Origin of the sequence: Pedobacter mendelii (assembly GCF_014635725.1) — a bacterium.
Lineage (GTDB): Bacteria > Bacteroidota > Bacteroidia > Sphingobacteriales > Sphingobacteriaceae > Pedobacter > Pedobacter mendelii.
In genome coordinates this window covers 70,360-90,967 of the sequence record NZ_BMDJ01000013.1, presented here as the reverse complement: position 1 = coordinate 90,967, position 20,608 = coordinate 70,360, and the positions used below count along the sequence as shown (strand labels likewise).

Genomic DNA, 20,608 nt, shown 5'->3' with positions numbered 1-20,608 from the left:
AAGCCGATGAAGGTCGTATTAAACGGTGGGGTTTAATTATCCTGCCGTTTTTTTGCGCACTCTTGTTGCCGTTTTTGGTGTATTCTTAATTGCCGATTTTTGTGCAGATTAACTTACTGATTACATCGTTGTCATCAATAACTAATATCCGCTTCATAGACTTGTATAATATAAATGTAGTTTACAACCTAATATTAAATCGTTGTGCGTACTGATTAGTTTTTAGAAAGTTGCTGTAGCGAATGAATATATTGTAACAAAGTTGTTGGACTATTTAATGGATTGCACTAATGTAATAACAAGCATGGCATGACAAAGTGTTTCATAAAGTACCAATATGTAAAGCCTTATTTATAAGACTAAACCATTCCTTTCTCCGCTTAAGCCACCGTTTTGGAGAGAGGAATGGATTTAGGATGCAATTAGCTCATTACAGTGACTATAAAGTCGATTTGCTTCTTTTCGCTTTTACTTATAACGACATAGCCTTGTCTTCCAGCTAAATGTCTCCATGAATCAGCTGAACTTCTATAATCCACAAAAACCAAATCATCTAGATTATAGCGTTTAACTTGTGGTGGTGATTTCGATTCATAATCATAATTCCCAACGTGAAAGTTATTGTCAGCATCTAGCTGTAGATGTATTGCTTTAGGATCGACCAACTTCGAGCTAAGTAAATCATCCCAAGATGCATATTTCGGCTCTTTTAAATCTTCGGTAAAATCCCATCCATGCATTGGGGATAGCGGACTGTTTGCTATTAAGGCTTTTGGTTTGCTTGATTTCGATTTTATGGAATAGAACCCAAGGACAATGATAATTGATATTATAATTGCAGTTATAAGCATATTCATTTTGTTAATATATAGATTAGACCAAACTACTGGTTAGCAAAGAATAGAACCAATCCTATTAAAATAATTATGATAGTAATTACTATAGCAGGTTGCTCTTTCTTGACTATAGCCACTACTATAAAGAAAATTATGCAACAAACAACCGCAAAAGCGACTATGCTCATTACAAACTGCTGTAGCTGTGAATCTTGGACTGGTGTACATGAACTCATTAATCCTACCAATACAATGGACAGAGTTGCCTTTGCAGTCTTCATACTATTTCAGTGTATCTATTTTATCACCCGTCACAATAACATCAATATCTTTACTTGACTTATCATTTAAATAGCTTTCTTTAAAGTAGAGCGTTCCATCAGGTTTCTGTTTCATTTCCGCAGGAACAGTAATGTTATTTTTTACTGGTTGTGATTGTTGCTCTGCAGATGCTTTAGAATCTTGCTTCTGCGTGCAGCTAAATAATGTCGCAGCTAATAGTGTTAGCGTTAAATAGTTTCTCATTTTATAGAGTTGTTTAATTCCTATAGTCTTAATTCGGAGGTTTAAGAAATTATTAAGGTAAGACTGCTTCCAAGTTATTTTAAATTACATTCTTTGCATTACGGGAATCCGTATTAACTGTAATCAATAGATATCTTTGAAACCTCAATATTTTAGGTTTATATCGATAGTTCCAAGTCGATGCTGTTAAATACAAAAGCGTGGAACTGTAGCCAATCCGCGCTTGAGCCCCTGAGAAGGCAACACAACAGACTGGAACAGCCCACGCTTTCGCATGGACGTTCGCACATCTGTTCTTGTTGTGTTTGTAAAATTTCTCAGGTTTCCAAGCACAAGAACATTAAGCTAACGCTTTATATCTTGATTTAAATTAATGGGTGTATCTGTTTCTTATTTTATAGTTCTATAAGGGTAAAGATAATAAGCAGATTTAAATAAAGCGCATTTCTGCGCTCTATTTTATGATTCAAGTTTATCAACTGTAGCCAATGATACATAGTTGTTCTCTCCTTCTGCTAATCGGCGGTAAAAGAAGTTGTGATGTTGGTCGGCTTCTTTAAAATTAATGCGCAGCGCATATTCAATACCACTAGTATTATCATTGGACTGGGTAACCTCATATGCTTTTCTAAGAAATTGGTTTGTTAAACCGTTACCGAAACGTTCCAAAGCTTCACCACCTAAATCTACAAAAATATATGACTTTCCTTCCTTACTGTTTGATAAGGTAATGTTCCAGAAGTAATTTAAATGCTCTGAAATCATGTTGCTTTTGTATTCATTCTTTAAATGGTCAACAGTTGCGTAAGTCCTGTATTTTACCAAATCGAATTTACGAAGTTGCTCTATTGCTGCATCAACAATTAAATTGTATGCTTTCTGTACTTCTGAGTTTACTAAAACTTGTTGTTCGTTAATAACAACGAATTGTGTTTGCGGCTGTACCGTCTTTTGCGTTCTTGCTTGCGCTTTCATCTTGTTAGAAATTTAAATTGTTAAACTGTGATTAAATAAAAAAGCACCCCGACTGAGGTGCTTATGTGTTCTTGTTTTGAATTAATCAATACTGAGCTGGGTTTTTTGAGCTTTACCTTTACCAGAGTTACTCCCTGTCATTAACTGCTTTCATTAAGGAATCGTGTTCCAAATAACGTTATGGCATATAGCACATCTGTCGTATCAGTCACCCAATATTGAATTTGATTTAGTGCTTTTATTGTCTTAGCGTGTAGATGTTGATTAGCTTTTCAATAGCCCAATATTCTATGATTTGGTCTGAAATGCCTTTAATTTCTAAATCCTTAATCAAAATTGAATAAGCAATTTGTATGTGCTTCATTGCAGTTGCATTCAAATCATCACCATTGTTAATAAGTCTTGTAATTCTCTTAGTGATTGGATTCAAGGATTTGTTGTCACAAGTTATCGGTGTTTTCATATGGGATATTTGTTAAGAATGTGAAAAATCAATTTTAAGGGAGTTTAAGGCAAGAAGCCTAATCAAGTAGGCTCAAATTATTGGGACGATTTTAATTCCTTAAAACTCATTAAAAGGTCTTCTAAATCAAAAAGTGTCGATGGGTTTACTAAGTTTAGAATCGGAATCTATCGAATTTAATCCGCTGAAATATCCTGTAATTGGTATGGATTGAGAGTGCTGCCTCGTTCGATTCACACAGGATATTTTATAGGTTAAAGTGGGAAATCCCTTTAATTTCATCTCAAGCCAAAGTGGGGGGATGAAGTGTATATACCTTCCGAATTCGACTTACACAAACAATCTAAAAATATATAAAAAAAATAAAATGGATGTAGCTCGAACCATGTTACTCATGGTATGATTCAAGGGTTTACGCCCATTTTATTTCTGTGGTTAGTTTCTGATTTAGGGTCTATAAGATGAACCTTTTCTAACAAACTAACCACAATTTCTGAAGTCTATATAGATGGATTATCTAGGAAGTGGAACAACTTATACCCACGTAACTCTTTACCATCAGGCGTTCTTTTAATCAGTTTTCGATTATTATCTTCCGATAGTTTAGCGAACTTTCTAAGGTACTTTACACCTCCTGCTGTTCCATGTATCTTATTTAGATCCAGTGCAGGCTTATTTATTGCTTGTATTTGGCTATTAGTATACACCCTGCCTACAGTAAAATGTGCATGTATATGAGTCATCATAGCAAAGTGGTCAACGTCTTTCTTTTCTCGGTCTAGTTGCTGTTCAATAGCCCTTATGTCAAACTTAAATGCGGCAGCCCGGTCAATTCCAAACCTATTAATTGGAGCCATTTGGTCAGGAAAGTCTAATTGATAACTGGCAAGCTCCATATTAAAATGAAAGTCTGTAATCTTGTTGTTTTCTTTAAGTGAATGCAGTTCCATTAATCCATCAGTTAATATTTCATTCATGGTTTTAAGTCGGGCACCCTTCTTCTGTGCACGCTTCCTCTTTTTATCGGTATAAGTATAGCGTTCTGATTTAAGAGGAAGCAGATTGAAATGTGTACAATCATTATATGCACAAACTAGGTTTTCCTTCGATTTGTAATAGCCTTTAACCATTTCTTCAAAGATTAAATTATCCGCCATATCATAATCTCGTTCCTCAGTATTCGGCTTTAGGAACTTTGCATAATCGATTCGCTTTAACATCTGCCACAATACTTCTTTGGCATTAAGGGTACTTGCTAAATGGTAATATCGATTTACCGCTCCATAAACTATGTGGCACTCTTCTAGATATTTAAGGGTTTCTTCTCGTGACATCGAAGTTAGCTCTGAATCTATATTGCTTATGTGTATAATTTCTCGCTTTACTGCTTTTCCCATTGGTTTCCTAAATCGCCCCTGAATTTGTACTGCTTCTGTAAAAGGATCAATCATGGAGTGTAAAGCGGAAACAAGGTCTGTTACCATTATAATCGTTGGGTTAAATTGGTAAAGATCATATTCAATATCCACGGCCGAGAAGAAGCGGCTTGTGAAGAAATTATACTTTTTAAATGGAGCTGATATCTCCGTTTTGACTGAGGTTTTCTTGTAATCATTTAGAATAAGCTTCCTTCTGCTTTTATCCGCACAGAACACCAAACTTTCATCTTGAATTTTAAGCTTCTTAATTACTTCGTCTATGGTATCAGTTGAATTGAAGAAAATGAAGTATTTGTCTCTTGGGTTATCGTTTATAAACTTGGTTAAGGAGGTCAGTATGTTGTTGGATGTAATTAGTTGGATATCTTGAGCATATTTGAATGCTGGCTCAATCTGATGTATTTGGAAGTTATTTGCCTTGAAACGCGGATCGCTGGGTAATATTGGTGTGGCTGAAACAAAAGCTTTCTTGTCAAACATAAAGAAGTCGTCCATTGGTAAACTAATTGCTTTGCGGTAACTAATGTCCTGTATAATTTTCTCGCATTCGTCAAAGAGTAAGAAGAAATCGGTATATAAGTTAAAGCGTGATTCTTCAATAGCTTCTTTAACTTTACCGAAGGATTCGGGTGTTACAATAAGCTTTTTAAACTGCACCTCATTATTTAGGTAATCCAGTATCTTGTCCACTTTTACGCCCTCGTAAATTGCACAAACTTTCTCCTTATATTGATTTGCTTTCCCTATTATAACAGGCACGTTTGGTTCAAGAATAATACTATGCCGATGAAAGGTAATCTCTAGGCTCGTAGCTCCGCATCCTGGCAGGATCTTAAATAAAATTGAGTCTGTGGGAATCCCGAAGGTTTTGAATAACTCTATATCTCCTAGATATTGGTTCTTCTTAATGTTATGCTTAATGATCTGTTGATGTTTCATGATTTGGACAATAGAAGAACTGACCGGTTTATAACCGAGTGTAGTGCTTGTTGTAATTATTTAGTTTGTAAAGGGAGAGAGAACTCTCTCCCGGATGGTTACTTGAATGTTAGCTTGTAGAATTTCTTAAAATCAATTTTAACTTGATTACAACCATAAAGATAAAAGTCAATTATCTTTTCTAAGCTTTCAAGATATGGTAGCCTATATGAGCGAAGATACCGACCTCTTCCTTCCTCTATCCCAAAGAATTTTGGCTCTCCTTCGTTGTCAAACACCTCAACTACTACCAGCCTGTCATTTGCCATGCTATCAAACAGCATCTTTAAGCCAGCAATTTCATGTGTTTTGGCGCTTTGTAGGAATGCTTTGAAGTCAGATTTGAAAGCAAAGCAAGGGGCTGTATCATAAGCCCAAATATTGTTTGCATCTATTGTATTACGAATTCCTGGTTCATATCTCCCGTACTTCAGAATCCAATTATCAATTTTATTTGTTATCGTCTTCATGCTCCTTACAAATTTGAGTTTGATTCATCTAATTTGAAACCAGCCTCGGCTAATAAAAGATCCAGATCGGCGTCAAAGCGCAAGCCTGCCTGTTGGTAATCAGATAAGAAACGTAAAATTCCTTCATCATATGGAATTGGCAGATTACGTGTGCCATTAGGTAGATTGAAATTAACCCAAATAATGTCCTCCCCAGATTTAGGGTCTGTTTTCGGTGTTAGTCTGTTAGTGACCTTAAACTTCTTCCTCATAAAGGTGAACATATCATTTACATTGTTGAATTGGGACTCGGTACAAATAGATATCCAGTCCAGAAACTCTGGTTTGGATTTGTAGCCATCTTGATTGTGCTCGGTGAAGAACAAGTTTACTGGTTCAACTAATTTCGACCCTGTGGCTTTTTTAAAATCTTTGTATAGCATTTTACTATCAGATGTCCCAAATACGGAATTGTATTCATCGCTCTGTACAATCAAAGGTGATACAATTCAGAAGCCTGTGGCAAGGTGACTTTAAAACAAATTATAAAATCTATCTCTCAGGTATACAGTTATTTAACAAATATTAACAGCCGAGTAAGTTCCATTTGTGATTATCTTCCTGATATAGTCAGATTTATATACTTCATTTGAATGATCTTGCTTGATTAACGAGTGCAATTCTAAGGTTTCATAGATTATTCTGGCGTGCGCATTAGTTATAGATATTGTTTCATCGCCTAGATTGGGGCACCAGTCATTTAAATATCGACGCAGGGTCGAGCAAATATTGTATATCAATTGCCCATATTCCCTTATTGGTTTGAAGTTGAACAGGGATTCGTTTACATATTTGAGGTCTAGAAGGTTGGGATTTGTAATTGGTAGAACTAAGTCTTTAAGTTCTATTGGAAGGAATTCTATTTCACTTTTCATATCCAAATGCAATTGATTAATAATTGCATTAAGGGCAACGTGAACTAAATGTGTTTCTTCAATCGTGATATTTCGGAGAGATTTACTGTACTTAATCTTGGGCTTTACAATAAACTTAGATATGTTAGATGTTTCAAGGTATTCCATCAATTCAATTTGTGTTTGTACCAACTTAGATAGCTTCATGTAAGATACAGCCTCAGTAATAATGAAGCTTCCTTCAAAGTCTTTGAGAGCGAATGTGAGAAAATTCAAATGTCCGACGTGGAGAGCCGCTCCAAGACCATTAAGTTTATTTACGTAGCTCATGTAGATTGCCTTTGCTTCTTTTATGTCTTTAGCAGTGATGCCAACCTCAAACTGGTAGTCAGTTTCTATAGGTTGCTTGAGTGACAATCTTGATTCATATTGCTGTTTAGCTGTAAAGTGATAATTACTTAAAACCTTATAGCTGATTTCGCCTCCACCTGTAACAATAACTTGCTGCATATGCTAATATCTTTAATGTACGCTCTAAAGATAGAGGGATTGCGCTAATCTTCAAATGATAGGATTTGATTTTACTGTTAGTATATTTGTAATATAAATTAAATTGATGGATAATTATCATCGCCAAAGCCTGCTCAATCTTGCCTACGAAATGGGAATAGTTATTAAATCAGATGATGATTTGATACAATTTGAGTATGAACTTGTAGTAAATAAAGATCTCCCAGAATCTGTTTTAGATAAGCCTCAGGCCTTTGATGAATCTGAAAGTGGTGCTAATATTAAGGAGATACTTGATTTAGTTTCCAAAATGGAAAAGTCAATTAATCCAGAACCATCTAGATATCAAACAAAGAAAGAATTGTTTAAAGCTAAGGCAGAGGCAGATATAAAACGAGATACTATTACTAATAAGAGAAAATAATCATATCTTTGCAAACTTTACCAAAGGACTCTACTGGTGATTAATAGTACAATATATGTTGTATTTAGTCCCAAATCTAGTCCCATAAGTATAGCCCAAGTGTGTAAATGCTTGATAATTAGAATAATAATATTACACCCATAAATTACTTGTTTTAATGGAACAAACCGTAGAACAGAAGCTAAAAGCTTTATACGAATTACAAAATATCCACACAAAAATTGATAAAATCCGCCAGGTTAGAGGTGAATTACCAATGGAAGTTGCCGACCTTGAGGATGATGTTTTAGGATTAGAAACCAGAATTCAGAAAATTAAGGCAGAACTTGATGATCTTGAAGATTCTATCGTAACCCGTAAAAACACGATTAAAGATGCTCAAGCAGGTATAAAAAGATACGATACTCAATTAAAAGAAGTTAAAAATAATCGTGAATACGATGCTTTAACTAAGGAAATTGAAATTCAAGGGTTAGATATCCAGGTTTCTGAAAAGAAAATCAAAGAACATGGTTTCGAAATCACTTCAAAAACCGAAATCTTCGAAGCCGCAAAAGCAGAGTTAGAAGGTAGAAAGAAAGATTTAGAAGTTAAAAAAAGCGAATTGGATGTAATTACTGCAGAAACTGAAAAGGAAGAGCAGGACTTACAAAAGAAAGCGGATAAAGCTGAGCCAACGATTGATGAGCGATTATTAATTGCTTATAAACGTTTACGCAAAAATGCCGTTAATGGCTTAGCTGTTGTAACTATCGATCGCGATTCTTGTTCGGGATGTTTCAACCAGATTCCACCTCAACGCCAGTTAGATATCCGTCAACGTAAAAAAATTATCGTTTGCGAACATTGCGGACGTATTTTAGTTGACGAAGCTTTAACTTTAGAAGTTGCAGAAGCTTAATATTCTGAACTAACCCCATTTAAGGCTGGGCAAAATTAAAAATTAATTAATGTTTGAGCTCGATGTTTATCGGGCTCATTCTATTTAGACTAAATTTGCTCATCTTGTTACCATAGTAACTGATATTTTCATTTATGCCTTTTTTCAACTAAACTAGTCAATAAAAGCATATTTCTCAATTATGAGATCTCTGATTTGATGGTGTAAAGCAATCCTTTGGTTTTCTTTTAGCATTTTAAACGCATCTTCCAGCATATCTGATACCTGAATTTGGTAAGATCAGTTGTATATTTCGCTTACGTGCAATCAGTTATGAAATTCTATTTCGTGCTTTCCGTTTTTTGCAATAAAAATGCCCCCAAATTTTGTGTAACTTTTTGGGAGCAGTCTAAAATCTAGTTTTTTTGCTACAATTCCTCCTCCTCATCATCCTCTTCTTCAGGCACATATTTTTCAATTGCCTGCCCAATCGCATTCACTTCTTCATCCTCCTCAAAAATTGGAAGTTCAGTTTTGTAATCCATCTTTAACCAAATCGAAGATGTATCTTTCTGAATCTGGATGTACTCTCTGCCATCTTTAAAAATGGTGTATGAATCATTTCCCTCAGGAAAAACCGAATAATTTGTTGGGCCTATTTCTATATCAAATGGTTCTTGCATTGCTAATGTTTTTCTTCAAAGATAAGGCTTTAAAATATTAAAATTAGTTCCCGATTAAGGATTTGAAAATGAACGGTTCTGTTTTCTTGGATGCCTGCAGCCCCGCTTTTTGCTTCAACAAAATCAGAAAAAGCTTTTGGTTTCCGCTGCAATCGGGTTTATGAACTATGGTTAAGCACATAGCCGAAAATAGCACCGCCAACTGTGCCACCCAAACCCGACAGAAGCGGTAGCCCCCGATTTTTTCTATTGGGGCTATAGCAAATGGCGGGACAGGTTTAACGAAAAATCTACTGCAATTGCTTTACAAAAAAATAATCTGAAACATAGATTCTTTAAAATTGAAAATTGCGACAGCCGCTAACCAAAAAATTACTTCTTGTTGTTTAAAAATTCAGGCAATTGTACTACTTTACACCAAACAATTTACCCTACAGAAAGAAAGATGAAGTTAACGTTTTGGGGCGCTGCGCAACAAGTAACAGGAAGTATGCACCTGCTCGAAGTTGGGCATTATAAAATACTGATAGATTGCGGCTTAGATTATGAAAAAGAAACCTATCAAGAGGAAAACCAAGAATTTCCTTTTGATCCGGTAAGCATTAACCTAGTAATTTTAACGCATGCACATATAGATCATTCTGGCAACTTGCCTACATTGGTACGCATGGGCTTTGAAGGGCAAGTGCTTTGTACACCACCAACGGCTGATTTAGCTTCAATATTATTATTCGATTCAGTTGAACTTTTTTTAAGGAAACAGGGTAGAAAACCGCGTACAAAACGTGGAAATTTCAGCGGACCAAAACCTTTGTATCTGCACAAGCATGTTATGGATACCATAGACCGTTTTGTTACCATAAATTTTAATAAACCTTTTAAGATAAATGGTGATATCAGTTTAACTTTTATACCTGTTGGCCATTTATTGGGTGCCGCAGCTGCTGTTTTAACCATTAACGATAACGGCGAAGAAAAGAAAATTGCTTTCTCGGGCGATATCGGCAGAGAACATTATCCTGTTCTGGTAAAGCCCGAGCCTATTCCAGAAGTAGATTATTTTGTTTGCGAATCTACCTATGGCGGACGCTACCACACCAAAAACCAAACTTTAGAAGAACGATTGGTAAAGGAAATTGAGGAAGCCTGCATTAAAAGCCCGGGCCGATTGATAATTCCTGCTTTTAGTATCGGCAGAACACAATCTCTTGTTTTTGCATTGAACCAAATCTTTACTAAGAAACTGTTACCACCTGTTCAAATTTTTGTAGATAGCCCCATGGCAATACAAGCAACTGATGTCTACAGAAAACACCATAACCTGGTTAATCAGGAAGCAAAAGATTTTTATAAAACCATGGGTGATGAATTTGAATTTGAGCACCTGGCTTATGTTCAAACCATGAAAGAAAGTAAAGATGTTTCTAACTATTTCGACCCTTGCATTATTATTTCCTCAGCCGGCATGTTAGAGGGCGGACGTATACAAGACCATCTGTACTATAATATTCAAAACTACTACTGTACCATTCTTTTTATTGGCTATTGTGCCAAAGGAACTTTAGGTTATAAACTTTTAAGTGGTGCGCCTATCGTGCGAATAAAAGATCGTGAAATGATGGTTTATGCTACCATTCGCCAAACGGATTTACTTAGCGGCCACGGCGACCACGATGATTTGGTAAGAACGGTAAAACAAACCGGTCAGCCAAAAAAGGTTTTCCTGGTTCATGGTGAAGATAAAAGTTTACAAAGCTTAACCGCAGCTTTGCAGGAAGATGGCTTTAATGTAGTAGCACCAGAAAGAGGTGAGGTTTTTGAGATTTAGTCTCAATTGTCATTATGAGCGAAGCGAAGAATTTCCTACATAGTTGCACCAAATGACGAGAAATGGTTCAATAAATTAATATCAGTCTTTGATCGCTTGCGGATTCTTCATTGCATTCAGAATGACAGTAAACGAGGCTACGTCCTCACCTGCCCATTACCCCGCACTACCCATTTATAACTCGTTAACTCTTCCAAACCCATTGGCCCGCGGGCGTGAAGTTTTTGTGTGCTAATTCCAATTTCTGCACCCAAACCAAATTGTGCGCCATCCGTAAATCCTGTTGATGCATTGGCGTAAACTGCAGCGGCATCTACTTCGTTTAAAAACCGAGTGATGTTTTCCGCATCTTCTGAGATTATTGCTTCGCTGTGTTTAGAGCTATAATCTGCGATGTGATTTAAGGCAGCATCGAAATCATGAACAATTTTAACCGCTAGTTTTAACGATAAAAATTCTGTTCCAAAATGTTGTTCTGTTGCTTGATTTAAAAGTTCGGCAGGATAAGAAGATTTTAAAATTTCGAAACTTTTTTCATCGGCAAAAAGCTCAACTTTTCCATCAGCCAAAGGCGATAAAAGTTCAGCCAAATCAGCTAATCTGTTTTGGTTAACCAATACGCAATCCAGCGCGTTACATACGCTAACTCTTCTGGTTTTGGCATTAAAAATAATGGCTTTACCTTTTTCTAAATCACCTGATTCATCGAAATAAGTGTGTACAATTCCTGCTCCTGTTTCAATTACAGGGATTTTGCTATTTTCGCGAACATAATTAATCAGAGATTGACTTCCTCTTGGAATTAGAACATCAACAAAACCTCTTGCATTTAATAATGCTTCGGTTGCAGCACGTTCTGCCGGCAATAAGTTTAAAACATTTGGGCTAATTTCATGTTTCTGTAAAACCTCATGAATTACTTTTGTGATGGCAAGGTTCGAAAATTCGGCATCACTTCCACCTTTTAAAACGGCAACATTTCCGGTTTTAAAACAAAGCGAAAAAACATCGGTGGTAACATTCGGCCGAGCCTCATAAATCACACCAACCACACCAAGTGGAACACGAATTTTTTGGATTTGAAGTTTATTTTCTAAGGTTTTATCTGAAAGAATTTCATCTAATGGACTGGCTAATTTTACTACGTTCTTCACATCGTTAGCAATATCTGCAATGCGTTGTTCGGTTAGTTTAAGCCTATCATATTTTGAGTCTTCGATGGGCATTTTGGCTAAATCTTTTTCATTTTCAGCCAAAATTTCTGGTGCATGTAAAACCAAGGCTTCGGCTAAATCTGCTAAAACCTTATTGGTTGTTTCTTTGCTCAGGCTAATCATGGTGCGGGTAGCTTGTTTTGCCTTTTCGAAATAGTGTTCGTAGTCCATTTGTTAGTATCAAGTCGTTAGTATAAAGTATCAATATTTAACTCCGTGTTTCTCTATTCTTTTTTCTTTGTATTCTCTGTGGTTAGATATTTTAAATGGCCGAGTAAAAATAATCATAGTGTACCAACGCTTTTTGTTTTTTCTGCCCGATTCTTTCCCTAGCCTTGTCTGAACTGTATTCTGCAATACCCAAACCAATTAACTGGTTTTGCTCATCAATAATTTTAATGATATCGCCTTTTAAAAAATCAGTTTGTATCTCAATAATTCCAACGGGTAATAAGCTTGTTGCCTTGCCTGATGTTAACACATTTTTCGCTCCGTCGTTCAATTTCACAGTACCTGTTGCTGCGGTTTCTGAATGGGCAATCCATTTCTTTTTGCCTGATTTAATTTTCTCGGGAACGAAACGTGTATGAACCAAATTCTGGTTAAGCAGAGCTGTTAGAACATTATCAGTTGTTCCGTTTGCAATGTGAACGGTTATTCCAAGCTTGGCCACTTTTTGTGCCATTGTAGATTTTGTAACCATTCCACCACGACCAAATTGCGATTTACCGGTTTGTATAAATGATGCGAGATTTGAAACGGAGCCGGATATTTCCTCAATCACTTCAGAGCCTGGAATTTTGGGGTCGCCATTGTAAATTCCGTTTACGTTTGATAAAATAACAAGTGCATCAGCATTTAACATTGAGGCAATTAAGCCAGCTAACTCATCGTTATCAGTAAACATTAATTCGGTTACAGACACAACATCGTTTTCATTTACTACAGGGATCACTTCGTTTTGAAGCAAAATTTGCATGCAGTTTTTCATGTTTAGGTAATGTGCCCTATCGCGAAAATCTTCTTTAGTAACCAAAACCTGAGCACATTTAATTTTATGTGGCTCAAAGAAACTAGCGTAAGTATTAATCAGTTTTACCTGACCAATGGCAGCCAATAATTGCCGGGTAGTAACTGCATCTTGTTTTTCGGAAACCTTGATTAAACTCCTGCCAGAAGCAACAGCTCCTGAAGAAACCAAAATCACTTCTATGCCATGCTTTTTAATTTCAGCCAATTGGTTTACCAAATGCTGAATTCGATATTCATCCGGCAAACCGTTCGCTTGTGTAATTACATTGGAACCAACTTTAACAACTATTTTTTTATACCCTAATTTCATCACAACTATTTGATGTGGCAATTTACCATCTATTTTTATTAAACCTATAAGGTTTTTAAGGCGGTGGTTATTTAGCCACAATCTTTTATTCAATAAACCCGATTGTAAGAATTCCGCTTTTCGCGGCAATAGTAAAGTGGGTCTGTAGCCCTCCATGAAAAAGCGAACCATTCATTTTCAAATCAATCTATAATAAAAATTCATTAAATTGCATCAACCTCAATCAAACCACCATGATGAAACGTATTTTACCCTCGCTGATTTTATTAGGAGCATTTTCAGCTTGTAACAACCCCAAAAGAGAAGAAATGAAACCTATTAAATGGCCAAATGCTAAACCGCCAATAGCCGAAATAAATCCGCATAAACGAATTATTCATGGTGATACTGTGGTGGATAATTACTACTGGATGATTGATTATTTTAAAAAAGGACCTGATAGTACAAAGGTTGTCGATTACCTAAAAGCCGAAAATAAATACCTGGATACGATGATGAAAGGAACGGAAACGTTTCAGACAGATTTGTTTAAAGAAATGAAAGCCCGCATTAAGGAAAAAGATGAATCTGTGCCTGTTTTCAAAAATGGCTATTTCTATTATACACGAACAGAGGATGGACAACAATATTATAAATACAGTCGTAAAAAAGGAAGTTTAAACGCTAAAGAAGAAATTTTATTAGATGTTGATGCCTTAGCAAAAGATCATTCATATTATAGTGCAACTGGTTTTAGCGTTAGTCCCGATAATAAATTATTAGCATTCGGAATTGATAAAGTTTCTCGCAGGCAATACACTATTCAGGTGAAAAACCTGGAAACCGGCGAAATTTACAAAGATGCAATCACCAATACAGAAGGTAGTGTTGCCTGGGCAAATGATAATAGAACATTATTTTACACATCGAAAAATCCGGTTACTTTATTGAGTGAAAAGATTAAAAAACATGTGCTCGGAACCGATGCTAAAGCCGATGTTGTGGTTTATGACGAGAAAGACAACTCGAATTATATCGGTGTAATGAAATCGAAAAACGGTAAGTATATTTTCATAGGCTCGCAAGGAACATTAACTTCTGAATATAGAATGATTGATGCCGACCATCCTGAGGCATCATTTAAGGTTTTCTCTCCGAGGTTTAAGGATGTCCTATATGATGTTTTGCCGGTTGAGGATAAATTTTACATTGTTACCAATTGGAATGCAAAGAATTTTCGTTTGATGGAATGCCCTTTAGATAAAACAGCAAAAGAAAACTGGAAAGAGGTTATTCCGAATCGTAAAGATGTTTTACTCGAAAATGGTGAAGAATTTAAAGATTACCTTGTTTTATCAGAGCGCAAAAATGGATTAACGGAACTTCGTGTTTTAAAGAAAGATGGTAGTGATTATTACATCAAATTTGATGAACCTGTTTATGCTGCTGGCATAGGCTCAAATCCTGAATATACAGGCAAAATGATGCGGTATTCTTACACATCTTTAACAACGCCAAATTCTACCTACGATTACGATTTAGAGAAAAAGGATAAAAAATTAATGAAGCAACAGGAAGTTGTCGGTGGTTACAACCCTGATGATTATGCCTCGGAACGTGTTTTTGCAACAGCGAAAGACGGAACAAAAATCCCTATAGCTTTGGTTTATAAAAAAGGATTCGAGAAGAATGGAAATGCGCCGTTGTTGCTATATGCTTACGGCTCTTATGGTGCCAGTACTGATGCTACTTTTTCATCGCCGCGGTTGAGTTTGCTTAACCGGGGCTTCGTTTTCGCAATTGCCAATATTCGTGGCGGGCAGGAGATGGGTCGCCAATGGTATGAAGATGGTAAGTTGATGAAAAAGAAAAATACATTTACCGATTTTATTGCTGCAGGCGAATACCTGGTTAACCAAAAATATACTTCTAAAGGTCATTTATATGCTAATGGCGGTAGCGCAGGAGGTTTGTTAATGGGTGCTGTTATAAATTTGGCGCCCGATTTATGGAACGGCGTAATTGCAGACGTTCCCTTTGTTGATGTGATAAATACTATGCTTGATGAAAGTATTCCGCTAACTACAAATGAGTTTGATGAATGGGGAAATCCGAAGAAAAAAGATGCATACGATTACATGAAAAGCTATTCTCCGTATGAAAATGTAGAGAAAAAAGCTTACCCGAATATGCTGGTAACAACAGGTTTGCACGATAGTCAGGTACAATACTTTGAGCCTGCGAAATGGGTAGCAAAGCTTCGTGCAATGAAAACCGATAAAAATGTGTTGTTGCTTAAAACGAATATGGACTTCGGGCACGGAGGTGCTTCTGGCAGATTCGATTACTTGAAAGACGTATCGTTAAGATGGGCATTTTTATTTTCGTTGGAGGGGATTGAGAAGTAATGTAGCAGGCTAATTTAGATAAAACAAGAGAACCAATTTTACCACAAAAGAATCAAAAGAAAACAAAAGTTAAAATTCAGTCCTTCAATCTACTTTTGATTCTTTTGTGGTTTAATAATTTTGAAAGGATTTCTTTCCAAAACCATAATGAATGCCAAATTAAAAACACTCCAAATTATCCACTTTGCTTTATGCGGTGGCGTATTTCTTTTCGCTTTAGTCACTATTTTTCTAAATAGAGAAATGATGTTTTTTGATGCCAACCCAGCTACAACAGCTGCATTTAATCCTATTTTTCCTGTTGTTGGATTAGTAACCCTATCGGCAGGTATCTTCTTCTTCAAAAATGTGATTTCAAAAATTGATACTTCTGATGATGTAGATTCCAAAATCAGTCAATATCAAACCGCTTTTATCATAAGTGCCGCTATGTTAGAAGGTGCCGCATTATTTAATATAGTTGGGCTTTTCCTTACCCATAATACTTTCTTTTTACTGTTTGCCGCAGTGAATTTTATTTTTCTTGTGCTCAAAAGGCCCACAAAGGATAAATTGATTTCCGCTTTACAATTGCAATACCCAGATACAGAGGCATTGTAAGCAAATAGCCTTATCTTTGCCCTCCAATGGAATACAATGTTCATACTTTACCGAACGGCATCCGCTTACTGCATGTGCCATCGGCTTCGGCAATATCACACGCTTGCATTATCATCAATACAGGCTCTCGGGATGAGCCTGCGGGCAAAGCAGGTTTAGCGCATTTTATAGAGCATCTGATTTTTAAACGGACCGAAAAACGCAGTACTAATCAAATTTTAAACCGATTAGAAAGTGTTGGTGCAGATTTGAATGCTTATACCACCAAAGAATATACTTGCGTTCATGCTTCATTCCTAAATCCTTATTTAGATAGAACATTAGATCTTTTTAACGATATCATTTTCCATTCTACTTTCCCGGAGGATGAAATGGATAAGGAAAAGAGCGTTATTCTTGATGAAATTGCATCATATCTGGATCAGCCGGAAGAAGCCATTAATGATGATTTTGAGGATATGCTTTTTGCCGGAAATGCTTTAGGAAATAATATTCTGGGGACAATAGAAACCGTAAGCAATTTCACCAGGAACGATGTCATCAATTTCCGAAAGGCTAATTATCGTACCAACGAAATCGTAATTGCTGTTTTAGGAAATTACAATTTAAACAGCGTGGTAAGTAAAGGCACCAAACATTTTGCTGATGTTGAAGAGAATTCGCCATCGTTAAACAGAGTAAAACCTGCCGTTTTAAACCCAACCACGACAACCATTTACAAGCCAATTATGCAGTCGCACTGCATTTTAGGTACTCAAACCTATTCTACTTACAATAAAAATAAAGCGGGTTTAATGCTACTGAATAATTATTTTGGTGGCAATGGGATGAGTTCGGTTTTAAATCTTCAAATCAGAGAGAAATACGGAATTGCTTACACCGTCGAATCTAATTTTTCGCCCTTGAGTGATACCGGAATTTTCTCCATTTACTTTGGCACAGATAAAGACAAACAGCAAAAAGCATTGTCTTTAATTTTCAAGGAAATGAAGAAATTAAAAGATAATTCGCTGAATGAAATACAATTACAAAAAGCTAAAAACAAATTTATCGGGCAAATTGCTTTAAGCGAAGAAAATAGAATTGGCTTAATTATTTCGATGGCAAAAACACTTATCGACCATAATAAAATTGATTCTCTGGAACAGGTTTTTGAGAAAATTAGAAAAGTAACAACTAAAGAAATTGCTCAGATTGCCGATGAGGTTTTGGCTCCGGAACAACTGAATATTTTTACTTTCAGTCCGATATTGGAATAATTGTTATTTTTGTAGCAATTTCCGTCATTGCTAGGCAAGAAGGCAACCTTAATGCACGAGGTTCTTATAGCAATAGTTGTAAGATTGCTTCATACCTCGCAATGACGGCAGATTAAAATATATTACACAATGAAATTACCAATAGTTGCTTACGGAGACCCTGTTTTAAAGAAAATAGGAACCGACATTGATAAAGATTATCCTGAGTTAAAAGAGCTGATTGCAAACATGTTCGATACCATGTATTACGCAAACGGCGTTGGCTTGGCTGCGCCTCAAATCGGCTTACCAATTCGTTTATTTATTGTTGATACTGGAGAAGATGATGATGGAAATCCTGGTTATAAAAAAGTATTTATTAATGCGCAAGTTTTAGAAGAAACAGGCGAACCTTGGAATTTTAACGAGGGTTGCTTAAGTATTCCCGATATCCGCGAGAATATTTTACGTAAACCAAACATCAAAGTTAAATATTTTGATGAAAACTGGGTTGAACATACAGATGATGTAAATGGAATGTCAGCACGGGTTATTCAGCATGAATATGACCATATAGAAGGAAAATTATTTACCGATAAAGTAAGTATTTTACGTAAGACGATGCTAAAAAGTAAACTTGATGCGATTTCGAAAGGAAATATTAAAACAGATTACAAAATGAAGTTTCCGAATAAGAGTAAGAAAAGATAGTTTTAAAAGAAGATTTAAAAAAGGGAAATGTTTTCCTTGTTTTGATTTAATAGGCAGGTGCAATAACAAAAAATTAAGGTTAGTTATCGCTCCGCTTTTTGTCTCCATCGAAGATTTGTTGCATCAACTTACCCCAGGCAAAAGGATTTAATAAAGGATTAGTTTGAACCATGTTTTTATTAATCATCCTATCAAAATTATATCGATAATTCTGGCTGCTAATTTCTCCTCCATCACGAGGAAGTGATTGTATTAAACCGTTAATTGATGATTTTGATAGATTCTTTTTAGCAATTGCGAGGTCATCATCTGCAAGTTTCATTGATAAAAACTCATGTGTAAATTCTTCTGTTGTAGCCCATGGGAAAATACGAACCGTTGGTAGGTTAATTACTTCTGATTTTAATTTCACCATAATAGTGTATTTGCTATCTGGTGTACTTTGAGGAATTATGGTTGAGAATTTCTTATAACCAATTGCAGTAAACAAAATCGTATCACCAGGGTTTACAATAAAAGTAAAATAACCCCTGTAATCAGCTCCAACCCGCTTACTTTTGGCAGAAAGATTTGTTATAGTAACATAAGGTATAACATTGCTACTATCGATATCAGTAATAATACCTGAAAACTGGATCAGCTTATCCTGATTGGGCTTTTGCTGGGCAAAAGTAGTTACAGAAAAAATAAACAGAAAAAAGGCAATACAATATCTCATTAATACAAAAGTAATTTTATTAATAAAACTTCCTTGTTAAATATTGTTAAAGCTAATCTTGCTCAGCTAAATCTACAGCAACTACTGATGTAATTTCAGGAACAGCCTTCATAATCGCCTGTTCAATACCTGATTTCATGGTCATAAAACTCATTGGGCAAGAACCGCAGTTACCTAAAAGCTTTAATCTAACTATACCGTCTGATGTAATTTCTTCAACAGAAACATTCCCTCCATCTGCCATTAGGTATGGTCTGATGGTTTCCAATGCCTGTTCAACTCGTTCTGTTAAATTCATTTATCTTTTTTTTAAAATATAAAAATAGTAATTTTTTAGCAATTTGCCACCTGTGCGTTGTTTATAGAAATTTGTTGAGCAATTTTGCTTGCAATATCTCCAAATATAACATCTAAAACAGGATTTTGGTTTAGTGCAACTGGCTTTCCACTGTCTCCTGCTTCAGAAATACTTTGTATAATAGGGATTTCGCCTAAAAAAGGAACATCAAATCGCTCTGCTAGCTTTCTACCGCCACCATTTCCGAATATATAGTACTTGTTATTGGGTAATTCAGCTGGTGTAAAATACGACATGTTTTCTATTACACCCAAAACAGGAATATTTATACCCGGCATGCGAAACATAGCTAAACCTTTGTGTGTATCTGCTAAAGCAACTTGTTGTGGCGTAGTAACAACAACAGCTCCCGAAATTGGGAAACTTTGCGTAATCGTAATGTGAATATCACCTGTGCCGGGAGGAAGATCTACAATTAAGTAATCTAATTCTCCCCAGTTTGTATCGTTAAATAGTTGTTTCACTGCATTTGAAGCCATTGGTCCTCGCCATGGCACAGGCTGCCCCGGATCTGCAAAAAAACCTAGCGATAATAATTTTATGCCATACTTCTCAATTGGGATAATTTTAGTTTTTCCGTCAGCAGTTTCTTCTGCACCAGGTTTAGCATTAACCAAATCAAACATTGTTGGTACCGATGGGCCGTAGATATCTGCATCAATTAAACCAACTTTTGCGCCATTTTTAGCCAAAACAACAGCCAGATTGCTCGCTACCGTTGATTTTCCTACGCCACCTTTTCCTGATGAAACTAAAATGATGTTTTTTATGTTATCTAATGATGATGAATTGGTTGGCTGGGTAACACGTGAGGTTACATTAATTACAACTTCAGCTTCGGCCGAAACAAAATGTTTGACAGCATTGGTGCAGGCATTTTTTAGCATTTCCTTCATCGGGCATGCAGGAGTAGTAAGCTCAAGTGTAAAACTTACTAGGTTATCAACAATATGTAAATCCTTAATCATGTTTAGGGTTACCAAATCCTTTTTAAGATCTGGGTCTTCTACATTTTTAAGGGCTTGTAAAACTTGTTCAGGGCTAATTTGCATCTTATCAATTTAAATTCAAAATTAACAAAACATAGCCATAAATACTTTTATTTAGGGTTTTAAACTGTAATTTTAACACGAAAT

The 20,608-nt window shown here is 35.9% G+C and carries 21 protein-coding genes; 7 read left to right on the top strand and 14 right to left on the bottom strand.

Translation table 11 applies throughout. The features are described from left to right. Positions 1-422: 422 nt before the first annotated feature. The 8 genes from IEV50_RS18200 to IEV50_RS18165 all read right to left on the bottom strand — a co-directional run bounded on the left by IEV50_RS18200 (position 423) and on the right by IEV50_RS18165 (position 7,089). Positions 423-857 carry a hypothetical protein gene (locus tag IEV50_RS18200; protein WP_188417094.1) on the bottom strand — a complete coding sequence of 145 codons (435 nt, stop codon included), beginning with the start codon at positions 855-857 and terminating at the stop codon, positions 423-425. Between the two features lie 261 nt (positions 858-1,118). Beyond that, on the bottom strand, positions 1,119-1,361 hold the full coding sequence (locus IEV50_RS18195; RefSeq protein ID WP_188417092.1) for a hypothetical protein: 243 nt from the start codon (positions 1,359-1,361) through the stop codon (positions 1,119-1,121). Positions 1,362-1,820: 459 nt separating this feature from the next. Then, positions 1,821-2,336 (bottom strand): hypothetical protein, encoded by a 516-nt coding sequence (locus IEV50_RS18190; protein ID WP_188417090.1) that lies wholly within the window; start codon positions 2,334-2,336, stop codon positions 1,821-1,823. A 238-nt stretch (positions 2,337-2,574) separates the two neighbouring features. Beyond that, positions 2,575-2,799 (bottom strand): hypothetical protein, encoded by a 225-nt coding sequence (locus IEV50_RS18185; protein ID WP_188417088.1) that lies wholly within the window; start codon positions 2,797-2,799, stop codon positions 2,575-2,577. A gap of 500 nt (positions 2,800-3,299) precedes the next feature. Then, the gene (locus IEV50_RS18180; protein WP_188417086.1) at positions 3,300-5,177 is read right to left on the bottom strand and encodes a hypothetical protein; all 1,878 of its coding nucleotides are present in this window, start codon (positions 5,175-5,177) and stop codon (positions 3,300-3,302) included. A 98-nt stretch (positions 5,178-5,275) separates the two neighbouring features. Further along, entirely contained in the window at positions 5,276-5,686 is a 411-nt protein-coding gene (locus tag IEV50_RS18175) for a hypothetical protein (protein ID WP_188417084.1), read from the bottom strand. Between the two features lie 5 nt (positions 5,687-5,691). Further along, a complete protein-coding gene (locus tag IEV50_RS18170; protein ID WP_188417082.1) occupies positions 5,692-6,108 on the bottom strand; it encodes a hypothetical protein in 417 nt (138 codons plus the stop codon). A gap of 132 nt (positions 6,109-6,240) precedes the next feature. After that, complete coding sequence (locus IEV50_RS18165) at positions 6,241-7,089, bottom strand: hypothetical protein (protein WP_188417081.1); 849 nt, start codon at positions 7,087-7,089, stop codon at positions 6,241-6,243. A 106-nt stretch (positions 7,090-7,195) separates the two neighbouring features. Here IEV50_RS18165 and IEV50_RS18160 point away from each other — a divergent pair, with 106 nt between their 5' ends. Together IEV50_RS18160 and IEV50_RS18155 are read left to right on the top strand one after the other, a co-directional pair. Continuing rightward, entirely contained in the window at positions 7,196-7,513 is a 318-nt protein-coding gene (locus IEV50_RS18160; protein WP_188417079.1) for a hypothetical protein, read from the top strand. A 157-nt stretch (positions 7,514-7,670) separates the two neighbouring features. Further along, the gene (locus IEV50_RS18155) at positions 7,671-8,414 is read left to right on the top strand and encodes a zinc ribbon domain-containing protein (protein ID WP_188417077.1); all 744 of its coding nucleotides are present in this window, start codon (positions 7,671-7,673) and stop codon (positions 8,412-8,414) included. Between the two features lie 407 nt (positions 8,415-8,821). On the opposite strand, the gene IEV50_RS18150 is transcribed toward IEV50_RS18155, so the two are convergent. Continuing rightward, complete coding sequence (locus IEV50_RS18150; RefSeq protein WP_188417075.1) at positions 8,822-9,076, bottom strand: hypothetical protein; 255 nt, start codon at positions 9,074-9,076, stop codon at positions 8,822-8,824. 445 nt (positions 9,077-9,521) lie between these two features. Here IEV50_RS18150 and IEV50_RS18145 point away from each other — a divergent pair, with 445 nt between their 5' ends. Further along, positions 9,522-10,904, top strand: a complete 1,383-nt coding sequence (locus IEV50_RS18145) for an MBL fold metallo-hydrolase RNA specificity domain-containing protein (protein WP_188417073.1) — start codon at positions 9,522-9,524, stop codon at positions 10,902-10,904. 137 nt (positions 10,905-11,041) lie between these two features. Here the strand turns inward: IEV50_RS18145 and IEV50_RS18140 are convergent, their stop codons facing one another. Both IEV50_RS18140 and proB read right to left on the bottom strand, forming a co-directional pair. Further along, the gene (locus IEV50_RS18140) at positions 11,042-12,289 is read right to left on the bottom strand and encodes a glutamate-5-semialdehyde dehydrogenase (protein ID WP_188417071.1); all 1,248 of its coding nucleotides are present in this window, start codon (positions 12,287-12,289) and stop codon (positions 11,042-11,044) included. 91 nt (positions 12,290-12,380) lie between these two features. Next, positions 12,381-13,631, bottom strand: a complete 1,251-nt coding sequence (gene proB / locus IEV50_RS18135; protein WP_229746789.1) for a glutamate 5-kinase — start codon at positions 13,629-13,631, stop codon at positions 12,381-12,383. A 65-nt stretch (positions 13,632-13,696) separates the two neighbouring features. Between proB and IEV50_RS18130 the strand changes: the two genes are divergently transcribed. From IEV50_RS18130 to def, 4 genes are all read left to right on the top strand, one after another. Further along, positions 13,697-15,847 carry a S9 family peptidase gene (locus tag IEV50_RS18130; RefSeq protein ID WP_188417100.1) on the top strand — a complete coding sequence of 717 codons (2,151 nt, stop codon included), beginning with the start codon at positions 13,697-13,699 and terminating at the stop codon, positions 15,845-15,847. A gap of 147 nt (positions 15,848-15,994) precedes the next feature. Next, positions 15,995-16,447, top strand: coding sequence for a hypothetical protein (locus tag IEV50_RS18125; protein WP_188417069.1), 453 nt, complete (start codon positions 15,995-15,997; stop codon positions 16,445-16,447). 26 nt (positions 16,448-16,473) lie between these two features. Continuing rightward, positions 16,474-17,706, top strand: coding sequence for a M16 family metallopeptidase (locus tag IEV50_RS18120; RefSeq protein WP_188417067.1), 1,233 nt, complete (start codon positions 16,474-16,476; stop codon positions 17,704-17,706). Between the two features lie 129 nt (positions 17,707-17,835). Then, positions 17,836-18,396 (top strand): peptide deformylase, encoded by a 561-nt coding sequence (gene def, locus IEV50_RS18115; RefSeq protein ID WP_188417065.1) that lies wholly within the window; start codon positions 17,836-17,838, stop codon positions 18,394-18,396. Between the two features lie 79 nt (positions 18,397-18,475). On the opposite strand, the gene IEV50_RS18110 is transcribed toward def, so the two are convergent. From IEV50_RS18110 to IEV50_RS18100, 3 genes are read right to left on the bottom strand one after another with little or no spacing between them, the layout of a single operon-like run. Next, complete coding sequence (locus IEV50_RS18110) at positions 18,476-19,114, bottom strand: peptidase associated/transthyretin-like domain-containing protein (protein ID WP_188417063.1); 639 nt, start codon at positions 19,112-19,114, stop codon at positions 18,476-18,478. Between the two features lie 52 nt (positions 19,115-19,166). Then, a complete protein-coding gene (locus IEV50_RS18105; protein ID WP_188417061.1) occupies positions 19,167-19,412 on the bottom strand; it encodes a NifU family protein in 246 nt (81 codons plus the stop codon). A 35-nt stretch (positions 19,413-19,447) separates the two neighbouring features. After that, entirely contained in the window at positions 19,448-20,524 is a 1,077-nt protein-coding gene (locus tag IEV50_RS18100) for an Mrp/NBP35 family ATP-binding protein (RefSeq protein WP_188417059.1), read from the bottom strand. Between the last annotated feature and the right edge of the window lie 84 nt (positions 20,525-20,608).